At 49.3% G+C, this 21,417-nt stretch carries 13 protein-coding genes; all 13 read left to right on the top strand.

Going from position 1 to position 21,417, the window contains the following annotated elements:
- Nucleotides 1-46 precede the first annotated feature (46 nt).
- The 13 genes from MHI01_RS17595 to MHI01_RS17535 all read left to right on the top strand — a co-directional run bounded on the left by MHI01_RS17595 (nucleotide 47) and on the right by MHI01_RS17535 (nucleotide 21,381).
- Nucleotides 47-238 carry a hypothetical protein gene (locus MHI01_RS17595; RefSeq protein ID WP_017691199.1) on the top strand — a complete coding sequence of 64 codons (192 nt, stop codon included), beginning with the start codon at nucleotides 47-49 and terminating at the stop codon, nucleotides 236-238.
- Nucleotides 239-686: 448 nt separating this feature from the next.
- Entirely contained in the window at nucleotides 687-1,451 is a 765-nt protein-coding gene (locus MHI01_RS17590; protein ID WP_340983751.1) for a copper homeostasis protein CutC, read from the top strand.
- A 30-nt stretch (nucleotides 1,452-1,481) separates the two neighbouring features.
- Nucleotides 1,482-2,942: an alpha-L-fucosidase gene (locus MHI01_RS17585; RefSeq protein ID WP_340983750.1), complete on the top strand. Its 1,461-nt coding sequence runs from the start codon at nucleotides 1,482-1,484 to the stop codon at nucleotides 2,940-2,942.
- A gap of 1 nt (nucleotide 2,943) precedes the next feature.
- Nucleotides 2,944-4,725, top strand: coding sequence for a glycoside hydrolase family 35 protein (locus MHI01_RS17580; RefSeq protein ID WP_340983749.1), 1,782 nt, complete (start codon nucleotides 2,944-2,946; stop codon nucleotides 4,723-4,725).
- 267 nt (nucleotides 4,726-4,992) lie between these two features.
- Nucleotides 4,993-5,859, top strand: a complete 867-nt coding sequence (locus MHI01_RS17575; RefSeq protein ID WP_340983748.1) for a sugar phosphate isomerase/epimerase family protein — start codon at nucleotides 4,993-4,995, stop codon at nucleotides 5,857-5,859.
- Between the two features lie 293 nt (nucleotides 5,860-6,152).
- Nucleotides 6,153-7,211, top strand: coding sequence for a Gfo/Idh/MocA family protein (locus tag MHI01_RS17570; RefSeq protein ID WP_076254236.1), 1,059 nt, complete (start codon nucleotides 6,153-6,155; stop codon nucleotides 7,209-7,211).
- Between the two features lie 695 nt (nucleotides 7,212-7,906).
- A complete protein-coding gene (locus tag MHI01_RS17565; RefSeq protein WP_340983747.1) occupies nucleotides 7,907-9,319 on the top strand; it encodes an alpha-L-fucosidase in 1,413 nt (470 codons plus the stop codon).
- Between the two features lie 497 nt (nucleotides 9,320-9,816).
- A complete protein-coding gene (locus tag MHI01_RS17560) occupies nucleotides 9,817-10,794 on the top strand; it encodes an ABC transporter permease (RefSeq protein ID WP_017691190.1) in 978 nt (325 codons plus the stop codon).
- A gap of 15 nt (nucleotides 10,795-10,809) precedes the next feature.
- A complete protein-coding gene (locus MHI01_RS17555) occupies nucleotides 10,810-11,718 on the top strand; it encodes a carbohydrate ABC transporter permease (RefSeq protein ID WP_017691189.1) in 909 nt (302 codons plus the stop codon).
- A 129-nt stretch (nucleotides 11,719-11,847) separates the two neighbouring features.
- Nucleotides 11,848-13,485, top strand: a complete 1,638-nt coding sequence (locus tag MHI01_RS17550; RefSeq protein ID WP_282319716.1) for an extracellular solute-binding protein — start codon at nucleotides 11,848-11,850, stop codon at nucleotides 13,483-13,485.
- 175 nt (nucleotides 13,486-13,660) lie between these two features.
- Nucleotides 13,661-15,880 (top strand): helix-turn-helix domain-containing protein, encoded by a 2,220-nt coding sequence (locus tag MHI01_RS17545; protein ID WP_340983745.1) that lies wholly within the window; start codon nucleotides 13,661-13,663, stop codon nucleotides 15,878-15,880.
- A 45-nt stretch (nucleotides 15,881-15,925) separates the two neighbouring features.
- Complete coding sequence (locus tag MHI01_RS17540; RefSeq protein WP_340983744.1) at nucleotides 15,926-18,238, top strand: glycoside hydrolase family 3 N-terminal domain-containing protein; 2,313 nt, start codon at nucleotides 15,926-15,928, stop codon at nucleotides 18,236-18,238.
- A complete protein-coding gene (locus tag MHI01_RS17535; protein WP_340983743.1) occupies nucleotides 18,235-21,381 on the top strand; it encodes an alpha-mannosidase in 3,147 nt (1,048 codons plus the stop codon). The genes MHI01_RS17540 and MHI01_RS17535 overlap by 4 nt, the downstream gene beginning before the upstream one ends.
- The last annotated feature ends 36 nt before the right edge of the window (nucleotides 21,382-21,417 follow it).

The following is a 21,417-nucleotide window of genomic DNA, read 5'->3' as shown; positions in this document are numbered from 1 at the left end:
ATGAGATTCGTAGTTCTGAACAATGGGGTCAGGGGTGTTGCGAGGAATGAGAAATTATAATTTTTTGAGTCCAATCCTGCTGGTTGTGGTGGCGCTGATTGTAAGAGGCCTGGTGACTAACCTGGGAGTTCTTTTCGGATTATCACAAGAAGTGGCGAGTAATATTGCCATGATAGCCATGATTATTGCTGCACTGATTATGTTTAATCGAATGACGAAGGCTCGGCGCAGAAAATAGAAAAAGCTCGGATAACCAGAAGGTTATCCAAGACACGAAGACACCCTCGGGGTGTCTTTTTTGTATTGACGTTCTGATCCTAACGTTTTAGACTATTGCTAATTGATAATAACATTATAAATAACAAAAATAACAAAATTCATTAGATGAAGTGATGAAATCCGTTGCACTCTCTATTTGCTAGCCCATTCCGGTCCCCAAAGGAGAATCCAATCATGAAGATCATTGCCCACAAACAATATATCTTTCAGGAAGGTCAGCCTATTCGGATTGCGTTCCGGGAAGCTGACCGTCGCCCATAATGATGAAGAAGGACCGTAGGAGCGCTGATGAAGCGTTCAGTCGGTCCTTTATGTCATGGATCAAGCTGTGTGCAGTTCGAGAGATGTGTATCGATACGGGTTAACGGTTCTGGAATAATCTACGATGAAGTGAAGGGAGCGACCTTATGGAAAGACAGCCTGTATTGGAAGTCATTGCTGTGAATGTGGAAGATGCCAGAGTAGCTGAGGAGGGAGGGGCTGATCGGATTGAGCTGGTGTCTGCGATGTCTGAAGGAGGACTTACCCCCAGTTATGGTGTCATGGAGCATGTGGTGTCCCAGGTATCCATTCCGGTGTATGTCATGATCCGTCCCCATAGCCGCTCGTTCCGCTATAGCGCAGATGACATCCACGCCATGACCCGGGATGTACGCGTGGCGAGGGAACTTGGAGCCGCTGGCATTGTGATCGGTGCCCTCACCGGAGCTGGTGAAGTCGACCTCATATCCTTGCAATCATGTATGGCCGAAGCTCAGGGTTTGGGCGTTACGTTTCATCGTGCAATTGATGTGAGCACAAGCCTGACTGAGGCGCTCAAGGCCATTAACACATTGGGCAACGTGGAGCGTGTGCTTACATCGGGAGGGAAACAGACAGCGCCTGAAGCCATACTGGAACTGAAACAGCTTCAGCAATTGGGGCAAACCTTGAACATCGCTGTCATGGCAGGGTCGGGGATCACCATAGAGCGGATTCAAAAGCTAGTGAGTCAGACGGGTATCACGGAAATCCATATGGGATCAGGCGTGAGGTACAAAGGCAGCTTTAGTTGTCCCATTGATCCACATTTGGTTGAAGAAGCCAAGCAGCAGTTATTGCTTGCATCACGGCCATTCATGGACAGTAGTGCACTGAGTAGTGGTCCAAGCAAGGGTGGTCCAATAATATAGGGATGCGCTAAATAAAAGGAGTGATACGCCATGAATCGTGAACTGCAACCAGCCGAATGGATTAAGTCCGCAGCACAGGTCAGCCCATCCGAACGCCAGCTGAGATGGCAGGGGATGGAGTTCTACGCGTTTATTCATTTTACGGTAAATACATTTACGGATCAGGAATGGGGCACTGGGGAGGAAGACCCGGCGATTTTCAATCCTTCTGAACTGAACGCAACGCAATGGGTGCAGGCGTGCAAGGCTGCGGGGATGAAGGGGCTGATTCTGACATGTAAGCATCATGATGGATTTTGTTTGTGGCCCAGTCAGTTTACAGCGCATACGGTCGCGGCTAGTCCGTGGAGGAATGGTACGGGGGATTTGGTTCAGGAAGTCGCCGATGCCTGCCGTGAGGGCGGATTGAAGTTTGGCGTGTACCTGTCTCCTTGGGATCGGCATGAAGCCTCCTACGGAGATTCGGAGAGGTATAACGAGTTTTTCCTCCAACAGTTGCGCGAGCTGCTTACGAATTATGGCGACATCTTCTGTGTATGGTTCGATGGTGCATGTGGTGAGGGTCCGAATGGCAAAAGGCAGGTCTATGACTGGGACGCCTATTATGCGCTTATTCGTGAACTTCAGCCTGAGGCTGTCATATCGGTATGTGGCCCGGATGTTCGCTGGTGCGGTAATGAAGCGGGGCATACGCGGGAATCGGAATGGAGCGTTGTGCCAGCGCATATGCAGGATAATGAGAAGATCCAGGAGCAATCGCAGCAGGTGGATGATGGTGAGTTCGCCACAAGGATCAATACGCAGGACAGTGATTTGGGAAGCCGAGAGGTCATTCGTTCCCAAGGTGACCAACTGATCTGGTACCCTGCCGAGGTGAATACCTCAATTCGCCCAGGATGGTTCTATCATGCCAGTGAAGATGATCAGGTCAAAACATTGGAAGAATTGCTCGCCGTCTATTACGGCGCAGTGGGAGGCAACGCCACCTTTTTACTCAATCTGCCACCGGATACGCGTGGTCTCATTCACGAAACGGATGTGGAGCGACTACAGGAATTGGGAGATTCGCTGCGTACCATTTTTCAGGAAAATTTCGCCTTGCAGGCGCTGGTAAAAGCATCGCAGACGATGGATGAACAACATGCTGTATCGAAAGTGCTGACGGAACGACGGGATACGTATTGGTGTCCTCACGAAGGGACAGAGCAGGCTTGGATCGAGCTGGATTTGCAGGAAGAAAGATCGTTTGACCGGGTGGTGCTGATGGAACATATCCAGACAGGCCAACGGATTGAACGTTTTACGCTGGAGTCGCAGAGGGCAGATGGTGGTTGGGAAGAGTTTTACAAGGGGACGGTGGTGGGGTATAAGCGAATTTGCTGTTTCCCACAGGTTACATCGAGTAAGATGCGTTTAAGCATTCATGAATCCAGATGGTGCCCTACGTTGTCCGGGTTAGGCATATATCTGAGCGAGCGGGGAGGGTTGTAATATGGCCGTGCTAACGTATAAAAATTCACAATTTATGTATGATGGCGAGCCCATTCAGATTTTGTCGGGTGCCATTCATTATTTCAGAGTGGTCCCCGACTATTGGGAGGATCGGTTACTCAAGCTGAAAGCCTGCGGTTTCAATACGGTGGAAACGTATGTGCCGTGGAATGTTCATGAGCCCCAGCCGGGCCGGTATTGTTTTGAAGGCATGGCTGATCTGGAACGTTTTATTCGCATTGCGGGAGATGTGGGTCTGCATGTGATTGTTCGTCCAAGTCCTTATATATGTGCCGAGTGGGAGTTTGGCGGATTACCTGCCTGGCTCCTTGCTGATGATGAGATTCGTCTGCGGTGTAATGATGCAAAATTTATGGCGAATGTGGATCGTTATTATGATGTGCTTTTGTCCAAAATGAAACCCCTTCTGAGCACCCATGGCGGGCCGATCATTGCAATGCAGATTGAAAATGAGTACGGCAGCTTCGGGAATGACGCGAGTTACCTGCAATATTTACGTGATGGCATGGTGGAGCGCGGTATGGATGTGTTGTTATTTACCTCGGACGGACCGACAGACCACATGCTGCAAGCGGGATCAGTGCCAGGACATCTGGCTACGGTTAATTTTGGATCAGGAACGGAGGGAGCGTTCGCCAAGCTGCGTGAATATCAGGCGGACGAACCTTTGATGTGCATGGAGTACTGGAACGGCTGGTTCGACCACTGGGGTGAGTCGCATCATACCCGAGAAGCCGCAGATGTGGCTGGTGTGTTTGAGGAGATGCTTCAAGCAGGGGCTTCGGTTAACTTTTACATGTTCCACGGTGGAACGAACTTTGGATTTTATAACGGGGCGAACTGTCAGCAGAAGGATCAATACGAACCCACAATTACAAGTTACGACTATGATTCACTGCTCAGTGAATCCGGGGAGCCGACAGCGAAGTTCCATGCGGTGAGGGACCTTATTGCTCAATATAGCGGCGAAGATCTGGGTGAGCTTGTGCTGCCAGAATCAAAGGGGACCATCGCTTATGGGCGGGTGGAGTTGACCCAACAGGCGTCATTACTGGCGCAGATGGACCGGATATCAGTCCCGGTACAACGCACGAATCCGGAACCGATGGAGAAGCTGGGTCAGGATTATGGCTTTATTTGTTATCAAACCCGAATATCCGGCCCAAGGGAGCGACAGGAACTGGTGGTTCAGGAGGTGCATGACCGTGCGCTTGTGTTTGTTGATGGGCAATTTCAAGGTGTGTTCGAGCGGGGCAATACGGAATTATTGATTTCCTTTGAAGTACCGCCAGAGGGCGCAGAACTATTGATCCTTGTCGAAAATATGGGGCGAATTAATTATGGTCCATACCTGAGAGATCCGAAGGGGATTACGGAGGGGGTACGACATGGCTTTCAATTTTTATATGATTGGACGATTCATTGTCTGCCATTAACTGATCTGTCGGGTTTACAATTTAGTGATGTGATTAGCGAGGCAATTAACGAAACAGTTAATGAAGTAAAGGGACCAGCATTTTATCGAGGAGAGTTTAATATCACGAATGTAAGAGATACTTTTCTGCGTCTGGATAGCTGGACCAAGGGAGTTGTATTTGTAAACGGATTCAATCTGGGGCGCTACTGGAATAAAGGACCGCAAAAAACGTTATATGTACCAGCCCCGCTCCTCCATGAAGGTGAGAATGAAATCATGGTATTCGAGCTTCATCAGACGGCTGATCAGGCCGTAACGTTTGTGGATACACCGGATTTGGGCTAGAAAAAGGAAAATAGTAGAGCAAAACGATTATTGAGAATTGTCGTGTCCGCCGGAAAAAGGTATACGTTGGGTATGGACATCGACTAGGGCGTGTCTGAAAACTCCGAAGGACGCAGATTTTGCCGAATTTTCGTTCCAAGCAAGGAAATTTTCCGTAGGCGTGCCGGGGCACGTCAAGGGAAAGTGACGCAGCAGGGGGCGAAAAGGCGGTAAAATATGCACTTCAATGAGTTTTGAGACACGTCCTAAAGGAGAGGATGAGGGAAAATGAAAGTTGGACTCAGCACCTACAGTCTGCAACAAGCATTGGATCGCAAAGAATTAAACGTACCAGATGCCATTCGTTGGATCGCCGATCAGGGCGGGGAACATGTGGAGATTGTACCGATGGGATTCAGTCTGATCGATAATCCGGAGTTGATTGATGAGATTAAAGCTGTGGCAAAAGAGGTCGGGATCGACATTTCCAATTACGCCATCGGCGCAAACTTCGCTGTTCAGGAGGACGCCGAAGCGTTGGAGCAAGAGATCCAGAATGTGATGCGACATGTGGATGTGGCTGCTGCGCTCGGCGTGAAGCTGATGCGTCATGACGTGGCTTTCCGCCCTGCACCAGAGGGAACTGTAGCACAGTTCGAGATCGACCTACCGGTACTGGTGAAAGCCTGTCAGCGGATAGCCGATTATGCAGCGGATTTTGGAATCACAACAAGCGTTGAGAACCATGGGTACTATGTGCAGTCGAGTGAGCGAATTCAGCGTTTGTTACACGAAACGGCGCGGAGTAACTTTAAGACCACGCTGGATGTCGGCAATTTCCTCTGTGTGGACGAAGACCCGGTGAGTGCCGTGAAAAATAACATTCCGTACGCGTCGATCGTGCACGCCAAAGACTTCTACTGGAGACCTTCCTACCGGAACCCCGGTGAAGGCTGGTTCCAAACCTCGCATGGCAATTACCTGCGCGGTGCCATTGTGGGCCATGGCGATATCGACATGCCTGAGGTATTCCGTGTATTGAAAAAATCCGGGTATGACGGATATATCTCGGTTGAATTTGAAGGCATGGAGGATTGCAAAACCGCCTCACGCATTGCCATGGATAACGTCCGCCGCCTATGGGAAGAGGCATAGGGCTGAGTACTTGTTTTAAATGAAATATGAATAGTTACGTATGGCTCAGACAGAAAGTTAGTTCAGTCAGAAAAAGTAGTGGAGGGGGCGAAATCGATTCTGAAGAAACGAAGCTAAAAGCTTTCTGCAAGAAAGCTACTTCGTAAGCATTAACTCGCCTTTATCACCGGATTTCCCCTTTTGAGAAAGGGGATTAAAGAAATCTGGGGATAAGAGCGATCGGAAGAACGATTCGCAACCGGAACGTCTACCTGCTGGACGTTAATTATTTTATATATGGAGGAATCAGCACTATGCCCAAATTGAAAGTCGCCGTTATCGGTGCCGGATCCATATCCGATTGCCATTTGCAAGCGTACGCCAGTAACCCGGAGGTTGAAATATACGCCATCTGTGACCTGAATGCAGTACGTGCCACTGAAGTCGCGAAGCAATATAATGCACCTCATGTGTTTACCGATTATAAGGAACTGCTCGCAATGCCCGAAATTCATTCCGTCAGCATCTGTACATGGAACGACTCCCATGCGGAGATTAGTATTGCTGCTCTGGACGCGGGCAAAAACGTGCTGTGTGAGAAACCACTATGCCAAACCGTTGAGGATGCGCTCGAAGTAGAGAAGGCCGTTCACCGCAGCGGAAAGCTACTTCAGGTCGGTTTTGTTCGCCGCTATAGCGACAATGCACAGATTCTGAAGAAGTTTATCGACGAGGGTGAACTGGGCGAGATCTATTATGCCAAAGCCTCCAGTCTGCGTCGTCTAGGCAATCCGGGTGGCTGGTTCTCGGATATCAACCGCTCCGGCGGCGGCCCGCTGATCGATATCGGGGTACATGTGATCGACATATGCTGGTATCTGATGGGCAGACCGAAGGTGAAATCCGTCTCCGCTAACGTATCCAATCGATTAGGAAACCGCTCGAACATTAACAATCTATCGTTCTACAAAGCAGCGGACTATGACGCGGAGCAAAACACCGTAGAGGATATGGCAAATGCCCTGATTCGTTTTGAGAATGGCGCGAGCCTACTCGTGGATGTCAGCTTCACGCTTCATGCCAAAGCGGATGAGACCTCGGTCAAACTATATGGCGACAAAGGCGGTGCCGAGTTGGAGCCGGAAATTTCGATCATCGGTGAGAAATTCAACACTATTTTGAACATGACCCCACAGGTAGATTTCAAATCATTCGATTTTATGGGTTCGTTCCGTAATGAAATTAACCATTTTATCGACAGTACGCAGGGCCGCAAAGAAACACTTAGCCCCGTCGAAGACGGCGTCGAAGTGATGAAAATGCTCTGTGCCATCTATGAATCAGCCCGTCAGGGCCGCGAAATCACGCTGTAAAGGTAGGATTGTATTTCGTTGATACTATAGTTGATACTTTACTACTCCCGTGGCATTAAAAGTTATGAGCACTTCGCTCCTTTTCAATGAAAAGCTCCGCTCGGGGCGGGATTCGGAGTCGGCTTCTTGGCCCGCGGTTGGAGTAGAGCAGGGAGCGAGTGCTAACGAATCTCAGGCGTCTTATTTAAGGATTCGAAGCGCTGGCAGGAATCTAAGGAACCTGACACATGCTATATCAGAATAAGCAGCAGTATACAGCGTTTTTATCAGCTAATTTCGTGAAATAACGTGTCTGATGTTCCTTACAATTTAAAAAAAGGACCAAAAGGCTAAATAAGACGCCCTGTGTTCCTTAGAAACAACTTTACCCATTTGCCAGGATCAGCCGCTTGGATTTCCCTTATAGAGACAAGGGAAATAAGGGGTTCCATAGTGATTGAAGATGGCACCGCACTCGAAATAACAAAGTTACTACGCCCCTTAATAGTTAAACTAGCGTTTACGCCAAAACGGAGAGTGCAGAACCAATCTGAAGAAGCGAAGCGCTCGCCTTTATCACTGGATTTCTAACAATTATACAGTGAAATAAGAGAAATCTGGGGATAACAGCGATCGAAAGATGGTACTGCACTCGGAGTGACCAGGCGTAACATGCATGGTTTATCTTTTATCCAATCCAGAGGAGATGAAACAGGATGAGCGAAGCCAAAGAAACCGTACTGGAGCAGGAAGAGCAGATTGTCGAAGCCGGCGTGCACAATTTTAGCAAAGAGGATGAATGGATCAAACCGGAAGATCCGCTGCTGAATGAGCGGTTGGGGTGGTTCAAGGATCAGAAGCTGGGGTTGATGATGCACTGGGGGCCGTATTCCCAGCTTGGCCTCGTGGAATCCTGGGCGCTGAGCGACGAAGATGGCGATTGGTCGCGCGATGACATCGACTGGACGGATGACATGGAAGACTTCAAGCGGGAATATTTTGATCTGAACAAAACCTTCAATCCGATTCGTTTCCAGCCTGAGGAATGGGCACAAATGGCGGCAGATAACGGGTTCAAATATTTCCTGTTCACCACCAAGCACCATGACGGTTTCTGTATGTGGGATACCAAGACGACGGATTACCGGATAACGGGCAAGGACACGCCTTTTCATACCCATAAGTATGCGGACATCTGTCGAGCATTATTTGATGCATTTCGGGCCAAAGGACTGGGCATCTCAGCGTATTTCTCCAAAGCGGACTGGCATACCCCGTATTACTGGGCACCGGGCATGGAGCGTGGACGTCATATGTGGCGCGGGCCCTCGTATGATCCCCATAAGTATCCGTGGCTGTGGGAGAAATTCGTGGAGTTCACACATGAGCAGATCATGGAGCTACTGACGAATTACGGGCGGATCGAATGTCTGTGGCTGGATGCCGGCTGGGTGCGCGAAGGTCGCCATGGTCAGGATATCAGGCTCGGAGAAGTCGTGGAACGGGCGCGTCAGACCACACAACCTTGGCTTCTGTCCGCAGATCGCACCGTGGGTGGGCCGTATGAGAATATCGTTACCCCCGAGCAGACCATACCGGAACATCCGATGAACATTCCATGGGAGAGCTGTATTACGGTGGGGAACTCCTTTGCCTTCGGATTCGATGATCAGTATAAAACGGGAAGACAGCTGGCACATATTCTACTTGAAGTTGTGTCCAAAGGCGGTAACCTGGCGCTGAATGTAGGTCCACAACCCGATGGGCGTCTGCCAAAAGGGGCAATTCGAGGCATCAAGGGCCTCGGTGAATGGTTGGGTACTCATGGAGAAGGCATCTATGGAACCCGGATCTGCGGACCATATTTTACGAAAGATTGGGCCTTCACTCAGAAGGAAGAGATCAACACCGTATATGCCTTCCGTTTGTACCGAAACGAGAATGAGACCGTACACCCACAGTTGGTCATTCCTTATCTGGAAAAGGTAGAGCGGATCGAACTCGTCGGTAGCGATGATGTACTTTCGTATCAGCAAACGGGAGACGGACTTCTTGTGGATCTGCCACAATCCGCTGCAACGAGTGAAGCTCCGATCACACATACGTTCAGATTGGTCACAAGCGCATAGAGGTTGTTCAAAAAGTCCCCAATTGATCACGAAGTAAACCACGAAGCGAACTCGACATCGAATCTTGCGTTCACCTTCGGAGTCCGGTGCTCATGTAGGTTTGCCTACACTCCGCTCCTCCTCCTTCAGGTTCTCACAACCTTCTCGGTGCTGAATCGTTAACTTTTTGAACTTGCATGTAAGAATGCCATGTCAATTCCGGGGGAGATATAACCACCTCCGGAATTTTTTTATTCATACATAAGGGACACAATTCCCAATAGAAACGGCTCGCAATCGCTTGTCACACAAGGGTTTGTGGAATAAAGAGAAGTCGGAGAAAATTGCAAATTGATAAAAGTTTATCGGGCGATGTACTATCAAATCAAGAAAGCGCTACCTGATATGAATGTTTACATCATGTTTGTTAAACAAGGAACTAGGAACAGAAAAAAGGATGTTTAAGGGATGTAAATGTAATGTATTATTACACTTGAGGTGTAGAAGGAGTGACGCAAATGAGTCGAGCTACGGAAAGCATACCCGCCAAGATGGAACTCCAACAGAGGAAACATGTGGAGCCCAAGCGGCAGCATCCATTCATCAAAAGCCTCAAGAAACACTGGGAACTCTACCTGCTCGTGTTGCCCCCGGTATTGTATCTGTTGATCTTCAAGTACATCCCTATGGTGGGTGTCCAAATCGCCTTCAAGGACTTCAGTGTAGTCAAAGGAATCTGGGGAAGCCCGTGGGTCGGATTCAAACATTTTGAAGCCTTCTTCCAATCTCCAAACTTCTGGCTGTTAATCAAAAACACGATAGGCATCAGCTTTTATTCCTTAATTGCCGGTTTCCCCATTCCGATCCTTCTTGCGCTGGCGCTGAATGAGATTCGAACGGGTTACTTCAAGAAGACCGTGCAGATGGTCACTTACGCTCCGCATTTTATCTCAACGGTTGTTATGGTATCCATTATCATTCTGATGCTCTCCCCGCATGTCGGCGTGGTAGACAAGCTGTTCACACTGCTCGGCTTCCCGATGACGAACTTCATGGGTATTCCGGAATACTTCAAATCGATCTATGTCTGGTCAGGTGTGTGGCAGGGTATGGGATATTCATCAATTATATATATCGCAGCTCTTGCTGGTGTTGATCCATCTCTCTATGAAGCAGCAAAGATGGACGGCGCATCAAGGCTTCGGAAAATATGGCACATCGACCTCCCATCGCTCATTCCAGTCACCGTTATCATGCTGATTCTGAGTCTGGGTAGCATTATGGGCGTGGGCTTCGAGAAAATATACCTGATGCAGAATCCGCTCAACACAAGCGCTTCGGAGGTCATCTCCACGTATGTGTACAAGGTGGGTCTGATCGGAGCGAATTTCAGCTTCTCCTCGGCAGTAGGGTTCTTCAACTCCATTATCAACCTGATCCTGCTGGTTATCGTCAACGGCATATCGCGCAAAGTATCCCAGAACAGCTTGTGGTAAAGGAGGAGTTTATCCATGTTCAACCTGATTAATCGTAACCGGATCAAGGACCCGCTCGGTGACCGCATTTTCATGACATTCAACTATATCTTTCTGTTCGCCATACTGCTAACGGTGTTTTACCCGCTTTTGTATATCATCAGTTCTTCGTTTAGCTCTTCACGAGCCGTGACATCCGGTCAGGTGTGGCTGTTCCCGGTAGACTTTAACATCAAGGCGTACATCTCCATTTTCAAAAGCCAACAGCTTATGCTCGGTTTCTATAACACGATCATCTACACCGTGGTGGGCACGTTCATTAACGTGGTGCTGACCGTCATGCTGGCGTATCCTTTGTCACGAAAATCGTTCTATGGACGAGGTGCCATCATTATTTTCATGATGATCACGATGTTCTTTGATGGCGGTCTGATTCCCACCTACCTCTTGATGAAGGATTTGCACCTGCTCGATACACGTTGGGCGATGTGGCTGCCCGGGGCGCTCGCAGTATTTCAGGTCATCGTGGCAAGGACTTTCTTCCAATCTTCCATCCCGGAAGAACTCGGGGAGGCCGCGGAAATGGACGGTTGCCGGGATATCCGGTATCTGATCAGCGTGGTTCTTCCCTTATCAAAGCCCATTCTGGCAGTCATGACACTCATGTATGCCGTAGGTCACTGGAATGCGTACTTTGATGCATTGATCTACCTGCGTTCCGAGAAATTGTTCCCTCTACAATACGTGCTTCGCAATCTGCTTATCCTGAACGCGGCTGATCCGGCGATGCTCGCCAATACCAGCCAACAGATGCGGGACCAAGGGTTCGAGCAGGTGTTGAAATATGCACTGATTGTTGTCGCGAGCATTCCAATTCTGATCATGTATCCATTTGTACAGAAACATTTTGTTAAAGGGGTCATGGTTGGTTCCCTAAAAGGTTAATCCTTGTGAGTTAAGCCTGGTTGCCTCTTGAAAGGAGGTGGAAGGAACACGCCGGCTTCCGGGGTCGATTTTATAAACGTGCAGTACAAGTCAATAATTTGCCGTTATGAACAAAAAGGAGGAGTCAGATTGAGAAAATCTTGGATTTCGATGTTGTTTCTGGTCTTTGCTTCGGTGGCTTTGTTGTCCGCATGCAGTTCATCCGAGGAATCGGGTGGAAGTAGCGACGGTAGCGGGGAGAGCGGCGGTCCTGTAACCATGACCCTCTTTGCTCCGCAAGGCAAAGCGTCCATGGAAGAGAATGAATTCACCCAATTTATCGAAGACAAGTTCGACGTTACCCTAAAATGGGATCTGGCCCCAACGGACGCCTTGCAGGATCGCAGACAATTGCTGCTGGCTAGTGGTGATTATCCGGAAGTATTTCTTCACGGCAAGTTCACCACCTCAGATCTTCAAACCTATGGAAAACAGGGCGTGTTCCTTCCGCTACAAGATCTAATTCAGAAGTATGGTCCGAATCTGACCAAGATTATGGAAGAGAAGCCATACTTCAAAGAAGCTATTACGGCACCGGATGGCAACATCTATGCGCTGCCTATCTTCAATGAATGTTACCACTGTACGTATGCACAGAAATACTGGATCAACACGGAGTGGCTTGATAATTTGGGCCTGAAAATGCCAACCACAACTGATGAACTGTATACCGTTCTGAAGGCGTTTAAGACACAAGATCCAAACGGTAACGGGAAAGCGGACGAGATTCCACTTACAGGCGCACCGAACAAGTATGTATGGAATGGCAACATTGATGCCTACCTGATGAATAGCTTTATATACAATGACAACGACAAATATCTGATCGTGAACGATGGCAAGGTGAGTTTTGCCGCCAATCAGGAAGGCTGGAAGAAAGGGCTGGAGTACATGAACAAGCTCTATGCAGATGGCCTGATTGATCCGGCTTCCTTTACACAGAATGATCAGGCGATTGGACAGCTGGGGAACAAGGAAGGCGATGAAGTGGTCGGCTCCATTACAACGGCGCTGGTCAGTTATCTCGTGAATACTTATGACAAAGATATCACCCGTCACCAGCACTGGGAGATCGTTCCTCCATTGAAAGGACCAGATGGAGTGCAGACGACAGGCGCCACGCAGAGCGTAGGTGAGTTTGAGTTTGCCATCACGAACAAAGCGACAGAAGCACAGCAGATTGCCGCCATCAAAATCGTAGACTACATGTTCAGTGAAGAAGGTGCGCTGTACGCGGAGTATGGACCAACTGAAGGCAAGGGCTGGAAGAAGGCAGATGCCGATGAGAAAAACATCAATGGCGAGCCGGCCAAATACAGCTACTACAACCTGCCTGAGCGTGATCCAAACGTTGTTGTGAACGAGAGTTGGTCACAGATTGGAGCACATGACTTGTCCAACACGTTCCGTAATCTGTTTGCGGAAGGACAGAATCCTTTAGAAGCAGAGGGTTATGGTACACGTCTGGCTCAAGCTACCAATGTGTATGAACCTTATGCACCCAAAGAAGTATACCCTGCGAACGTATTTATTCGTCCAGAGGATACGGAATCAGCTGCGCAACTGACTACGGCCATCAAGGATTATGTGCAGACGAATATGGCACAGTTCATTATTGGCAGTAAGAGCATTGAAAAGGAATGGGATTCGTATGTCAAAGGCTTTGATGGTCTCGGACTGAGTAATTACCTTGAGATCTACCAGCGTGCCATTGAGAAGAATCAATAATTGAAGGATTCAATATAGAGGCTGTCCCGTCTGTCACCCGTGACCGGGACGGTCTTCTCCTATGACAACCCCACGTCATCCGATATAATGTACTGAATATTTATGGAAAATTAGCGATCAGCACAGATGTTTGTCGTCATTCAGCATGAACAGTAACGGTGGGGGGATCTCGGAGATGAACAACAATTGGTTTAGACGTTTGCTGTTATCGTATCTGCCTGTTTTCTTTATTGTGACGACCATTCTATTCTTTATTTTCTTTCAAGTATTCAATGAACAGAACCGTAGAGAAGCGCTCAAGGCCAATGAATTTCTGGCCTCTCAGGTCACGCAATATCTGGACAACTCCCTGCGTTCCATCGACTTCAAGGTACTGCGTGAGATTTTGACCAACCCTAACTTGAAGAATTATTTCTCGGTATCTGGCAGCGATGATGTGTATGCCGGCATTCAGGCGGTCCAGGTGGTTGATGAATTGAAAATAGAGTATCCGCTGATTGATTCAATTTATCTCGTTCGATACGGGGATGGCACGGTCTTCAGTAACGGGAAGGCTGTTCCGATTGAAGAGTTCCCGGATGCAGACTTTATTGCAGATAGCCGGTCAAGGGATGAACAGAAGTGGGCAGGGGCACGAGCGTTCCGAGCTTTTCCTTCGCAAGCGACGGAGCAGGTGATTACGATTGTGCGAAGTGTAGGAAACGGCAAAGGACTTGTGGTGACAAATGTGGACCTGAGTACCCTGAGGAAATCCATTATGCAGATGTATGATCCGGAATTTACGTTTGTGAACATCTTCAACCGTTCGGGCGGCAATCTGTGGGATAGCAGCATGCCAGGAGGGGTTGCAGCTTCTACTAAAACCACGTCGGGAGAAGTCTTCTCCGAATTTACGTCGAGTTATAGTGGTTGGAAGGTGCAGACAGGTCTCAACAATGGAAAAATCGTTAAATGGACGCTGCAATTTTATAATATCTGGTTTGCCTTTGCTGTAGTGGTTGTGTTGATCGGGGTGGTGTGGGTGATCTACGTGACCCGTAGAAACTATAAGCCAATTCAGCAGATTGTCACGTTAATTCAGACCGTCTCTTCGCAGAAGCAATCCGGACTGAACTATGGCAAAGAGAATGAGTTCCGATTCATCCATACAACGCTGGAACGCATGATTGATCAGACGAGGCAATATCAGGAGGAGCACGAAGAGAATCTGATTTTGCAGAAAAAAATGTTCTTTCAGGAGTTGCTGGAGGGCACACGAGACTTTACGAGCACGGAGCTGACAGCGGAGATGAAGAAGTTCAAACTGCCTGAGCTGGAGCATCATTGGGCCGTCATGGTAGTTGAAATGGATCGGTATGATGCATTTGTGACGGAGTATCATGATCAGGACCAATCCCTCTTGAAATTTGTGTTATCCAGTATCCTGCAGGAGAGTGCGCGTCATGAAGGAACGGAAGTATGGGCTGAATGGATCTCCGATCAGCGTCTGTACGCCATCCTCTGGATTCCGGCAATGAAACAGGCCGAGGAGACCGAGCATCGATTGCTCGCTGGTTATCTGGACAGAATCGATCAGTATCTGAACTTCACGGTGACCATTGGTGTTGGTCGGGTCGCTGTTGATATTCGGGGGCTGAGAGCTTCATTGAAAGAAGCTGTGCACGCGCTGGACTATAAGGCTGTACTGGGCATGAATCGCATCATTCCCTGTAGCGATGTACCGAATTCGACCAATGATGTGTATGAGTTTCTGAAGACCATCTCACTGCTCGTGCAGGCAATGCGCTTGTCGGACGATATCTGGGAAAAACATTTTGAAAGACTGTTTGAACAGATTAGTGAGTCCGTTCTGTCCCGTCAGGAGATTATGAATACGATCCAATTGTTATTTCAACATTACAATCGGGAATTCGCCGAACTTCCACGGGAGTATCAGGAGTCATGGGCTGCTATATTCACTCCACTGCTTCCTAGGCTTGAGGGCTGGGAGACGTTAGACGATCTGCGTGAGCTGTGCTGGGAAGGGTTCAGAGAACTGGCGCTGCAGATGCAGACGCTGCATTGTTCCCGAAAACACAGATCACATATTCTGGAGATTCGCAAATACATCGAAGAGCATTACAACAATCCTGATCTGTCGCTGAACTACCTTAGTGATCTATTCGATATTAATCCGAAGTATCTGAGCAAGCTTTTCAAGGATGAGATTGGGGAGAAGTTTGTGGATCTGCTCATTAGTCATCGCATCGAAAAAGCTAAGCTGCTCATGCAGGAGACCGATAAGGCCATTCAGGAGATCAGTGAGGAAGTGGGATACACGAACTATAATTCCTTCAACCGGGCTTTCAAGAACGTGGTGGGTGTGGCACCAAGTGACTATCGCAAAGCCATGTGAGTGCACGCGCCTAACTAATTCCGAACGCATAAGGAGAATGTGCATATGGACTATAAAGATGCTTCGCTTCCCATTCAGGAGCGGGTTCAGGATCTGATCGGACGGATGACAACGGCAGAGAAGATTGGACAACTCATTCAGCCGATGGGATGGAAGACGTATGATAAAGCAGCTGATGGTACAGTACAGGTGACGGAAGAGTTCAAAGCGTACATGGAACAGGGTGGTGTCGGTTCTCTGTACGGTGTGCTTCGGGCCGATCCATGGACCGAAGTGACGCTGGAAACGGGGCTTACCCCACGGCAGGGAGCCGTTGCCACAAATGTCATTCAGCAGTATGCCATGGAGCATTCCCGGCTGGGCATACCCATTTTGTTTGGGGAAGAGTGTTCCCACGGGCATATGGCGATCGGGGCAACAGTTTTTCCGGTACCGTTAATGGTGGGAAGTACGTGGAATATGGAGCTGTATCGCAAGATGTGTGAAGCCATCGCTGTGGAGACCCGGAGCCAGGGGGGAGCGGCAACGTATTCCCCGGTGCTTGATGTCGTACGTGACCCGAGATGGGGACGGACGGAGGAATGTTTTGCCGAAGATCCATACCTAATCGGTGAATTCGCAGTAGAAGCCATGAAGGGACTACAGGGTGACCGCCTTGATTCCAACCAGACAATTGTCGCTACACTTAAGCATTTTGCGGCTTATGGCAGTTCGGAAGGTGGGCGGAATGCTGCTCCAGTTCATATGGGCTTACGTGAATTACATGAAATAGATCTGTTGCCGTTCAAAAAAGCAGTGGAAGCCGGGGCTTGTTCCGTCATGACCGCTTATAACGAGATAGATGGCGTACCGTGCACGTCCAGTACGTATCTGCTGAATGACCTTCTGCGCGAGCAGTGGGGTTTTGATGGATTTGTCATTACTGATTTTGGTGCCATTCAGATGCTGGTCCATGGACATAACACCGTCGAGAACGGGGAGCAGGCCGTGGCACAGTCCCTTCAGGCAGGTGTAGACATGGAAATGTCCGGGTACATGTACCGCAAACATCTTGGTCAGGCGCTTGAGCAGGGAATGATCGAAGAGAAGGATCTGGACTTGGCTGTGTGGCGAGTGCTGGAGATGAAATTCAGACTTGGTCTGTTTGAACAGCCTTTCGTAGATCCTGACTTTGCAGAACAGGTCATCGGATGTGAAGGCCATACTCAGCTGGCAAGGGAAGTTGCACAAGAGGGGATTGTTTTACTGAAAAATGAGGGAAATACTCTTCCGCTTGCCAAAACAGGTCCAAAGCTAGCTGTCATTGGTCCGAACGCAAACCATATCTATAACCAGCTTGGGGACTATACCTCGCCACAGCCGAGAGAACAGATCGTCACGGTACTGGATGGCATTACGCGCAAGCTTGGTGTGGATTCGGGTCAGGTGCTGTACGCACCCGGCTGCCGGATTAAAGGCGATTCCAGGGAGGGCTTTGCACAAGCGCTCGCCTGTGCGGAACAGGCCGATGTCATCGTGATGGTGATGGGTGGTTCCAGTGCCCGCGATTTTGGTGAAGGTACGATCGACTTGCGGACAGGTGCGTCTGTGGTAACCGATGATCCATGGAACGATATGGAGTGCGGTGAGGGCATTGACCGGGCGTCTTTGAATCTCATGGGTGTTCAATTGGAGCTGGTGCAGGAGGTACATAAGCTGGGGAAACCCGTTATCGTTGTGTATATTAACGGCCGCCCCATTGCTGAACCTTGGATTGATGAGCATGTCCATGCCATTGTGGAAGCGTGGTACCCCGGACAGGAAGGTGGTAACGCGATTGCGGATATTCTGTTTGGCGATGTGAATCCATCTGGCCGCCTTACCGTCTCCATTCCCAAGCATGTTGGGCAACTTCCGGTCTACTATCATGCCAAACGCACTCGTGGCAAACGTTATCTGGAGATGGATCTGGCGCCGCAGTATCCGTTTGGATATGGACTGAGCTACACCGAATTCAAATACGAGAATGTAAGAGTAATGCCAGAAATCATCGGCCCGGACGATGAAGCTCAGGTGATGGTTGAAGTCACGAATACCGGAGCGGTTGCGGGAAGTGAGGTTGTGCAGTTGTACATCACGGATGTGTCGGCTTCGGTTACACGGGCTGAAATGTCACTTAAGGGTTTTCGTAAAATCCATCTGGAGCCAGGACAGACTCAGACCGTTACATTCCCTGTGCAAAAAGAACACCTCGCACTGATCGACTCTCGTCTCCAGTCTGTCGTAGAACCGGGTGAATTCAGGCTCATGGTTGGCCGCAATTCTATGGATTGGACCACCTGCAGTCTGCACATTCAGAAGGTGGAGGTGCAGGTATGATTCGAATTCAGCGATTCATCGAAGATCTGAAACAGCGACAATGGCTGGATACGATCGAGCTTCCAGCGTGGGAGATGCAGAGGGCCAGATACATTCGGCCAGGGGAATACGAGTACGAACAGGCAGAAGTAAATGAAGATGAACAGGCAGACAAGGCTATGCAAAGCTTGAATCCGCTGAAAAGCGTACACGGCACGACGTATTTTCTGAGTAATCGTGTGGAGATTCCGGCGGAATGGCAAGATCAAGCTGTTGGGCTGATCTTCGAGGCTGGAGGAGAAGGGCTACTTAAGGTGAATGGCATACCTTATCACGGATTGGACCGGAACCACGGGTTCGTACCCCTTCCGAGAAGTCGGGTAGGAAATACACCGCAGTTGGAGATTGAACTCTACGATCCGATTCCAGAGCCGCATGATCCACTCAACCGACAAGCTGTCATTCAGCCGCCTATTCAGGGCATTCGGGCAGCGTTGGTTCATGTTAATCAGCCACTGCAGAGCCTGATGTACAGCGTGACGGTACTCGCCGAGTCGCTCCGGGCATATAACGAGAAGGAGCCCAAGCGGATGGCACTTGTTCAGGCTATTCATCAGGTGATGGATAACTTGTACAATGACCCGGAACGCTGGAGTGATGCAGCCTGGATACAGAACTTCGAATATGTATTAGCACAGTCGGTACAGCAGGAAGACCCCGAGGAATATCGAAGTGGCTTCATGCATCTGGTTGGACAATCCCACATTGATATTGCCTGGCTGTGGCCTGTACGTGAGACGGTTCGCAAGTCCAGTCGCACGTTCTCGACCATGTGCACCTTGATGGATACGTACCCGGATTTTGTGTATTCCCAGAGCCAACCGCAGTTGTATGCCTTCGTGAAGGATCATTACCCGGAGCTGTACGAGCGAGTTAAAGCCCGCATTGCTGAAGGCCGCTGGGAGCTGGTCGGAGGCATGTGGGTCGAGCCGGATCTGAATATTCCGAGTGGCGAGTCGTTAGTTCGGCAGATTCTGTATGGACAGAACTTCTATCAGGCGGAGTTTGGCAAACGCTCCAACATCGAGTGGCTGCCGGATACCTTTGGCTACTGTGCTTCCTTGCCGCAGATGCTGAAACTCGCGGATATTCCTTATTTTATGACCACCAAGCTGAATTGGAATGATACCAATGCGTTTCCGTATGACCTCTTCGACTGGGTAGGCATTGATGGTACTTCGGTGCTTGCGTATCTGAACCATGGGGTGAATGAGCATACGCGTCCCAAAGATGTGGATGAACATTGGCAATCATTTAAACAAAAGGATGTGCACCCTGAGCAAATGTTGCTTTACGGACATGGCGATGGTGGTGGTGGAGTGACGAATGAGATGGTGGAGTTTGCGGAGCGATCCCATTTGATGGTTGGACAGCCAATCAGCAAATTCAGCACAGCAGGGGCTTTTTTTGAAGATATATCGTTAAATAACCCGACGTTGCCGAAATGGCACGGGGACTTGTATCTGGAACTGCATCGCGGAACGTATACAACTCATGCGAGGAACAAACGTAGCAACCGTAAGGCAGAGGTATTATATCGGGAAGCGGAAATCTGGGGGCAATTTGCCGGGGCTTACGGCGCGCACACGAAGAATGATCTGGATGAAGGCTGGAAGTTGATCATGCTCAACCAATTCCATGACATTATTCCGGGAACGTCGATTCCAGAAGTTTACGTAACGTCCACCGAGGAGTACACGAAGGTATTTGCACTGGGTACATCCGCACTGCGGGAAACGCTGGATACCCTTGCGGAGAACATTGCAACAGATGAAGTTGATGGTCTCCCCTACATTATATTCAACAGCCTCGGCTGGGAACGTGGAGAAAATATCACCATTACAGGGGATGCTCACCTCGCCAGGATGGTAGCATTTGATCGTCAAGGAAACCGTCTGGCCTGTGATCTTGAACAAAAGGAAGACAAGTATACGTTGCTCGTGCATGTTCCGTCGATTCCTGCTTTTGGGTATACAACCATATGGCTGCGCGAAGCATCGGATGTTATCCTTCCAGTAAGGGAAGAAAAATCCTTCCCTTCCACGTGGGAAACTGAATTTTACACGCTTGAGTTTAATGACTTGGGAGAGATCACTCGATGGTATGACAAAACGGTAGGACGTGACTGGCTGAAGCCTGGTGATCGGGCGAATGAGTGGCAGTTTTTCCATGACAAACCGACATACTGGGACGCCTGGGATATCGATCCACGGTTTGAATCCCAGCGAGCTGGTGCGGTGCAGTTGATCTCCAGAGAGATTGTACAACGCGGGGCTACGCGAGATGTACTACGCTTTGTCTGGAAGTTGAATCAATCGGAGATCAGTCAGGATATCATTTTGCATCGTTACCAGCGGCGTGTTGATTTCCATACAAAAGTGAACTGGAATGAGAGCCATAAACTGCTCAAGGTGGCATTTCCGGTGGACCTGGTGGCAGCCAAAGCGGCTTATGAAATTCCGTTTGGAGCGTTGGAGCGTCCAACTCATAACAACACCAGTTGGGAGCAGGCGCAGTTCGAGGTCTGTGGACATCGTTGGGCGGATATCTCGGAGGGCAACAGCGGTGTGAGTTTGCTGAATGATTGCAAGTACGGGTATGACATCAAGGATCGGACGATCCGCCTGTCTCTGCTTCGTGCTCCGAAATGGCCGGATGAACATGCCGATCAGGGCGATCATGAATTCACGTATTCGATCCTGCCACACCAGGGCGATTGGCGACAAGCTGCCGTCGTTCGCCGGGCGATGGAGCTTAACCATCCGGTGGAAGTTGTGGCAGCGAGTCAGTCTTCCGGTCACTTGCCAGCTGAACATGCTTGGGTTCAGTTCCACAGTGAACATGTCATTCTGGATGCAATTAAGGCTGCGGAAGACGGCTCGGGAACGGTGCTGCGTTTCTACGAATCATCCGGAGGTCGGGAAACGGTGCAGGTTCAGTGTGCTGAAAAGGAAATCAAAGCGTCCATCATTAATCTTCTGGAGGATGAGATCCATCCGTTGGCTTGTTCAGCCGGCACAATTGAACTGACATTCAAACCGTATGAGATCAAGTCGGTGAAACTTGTTGATATCAGTAATGAGTCGAACCTTACATTTACATGAGAACGTAGAGTTACTCACTCAATCACAGGAGGTATG

This window comes from Paenibacillus sp. FSL M7-0656, assembly GCF_038003225.1.
Classification (GTDB): domain Bacteria; phylum Bacillota; class Bacilli; order Paenibacillales; family Paenibacillaceae; genus Paenibacillus; species Paenibacillus amylolyticus.
Note: the sequence above shows the minus strand (reverse complement) of the source record. Positions and strands in the feature narration are given on the sequence as shown.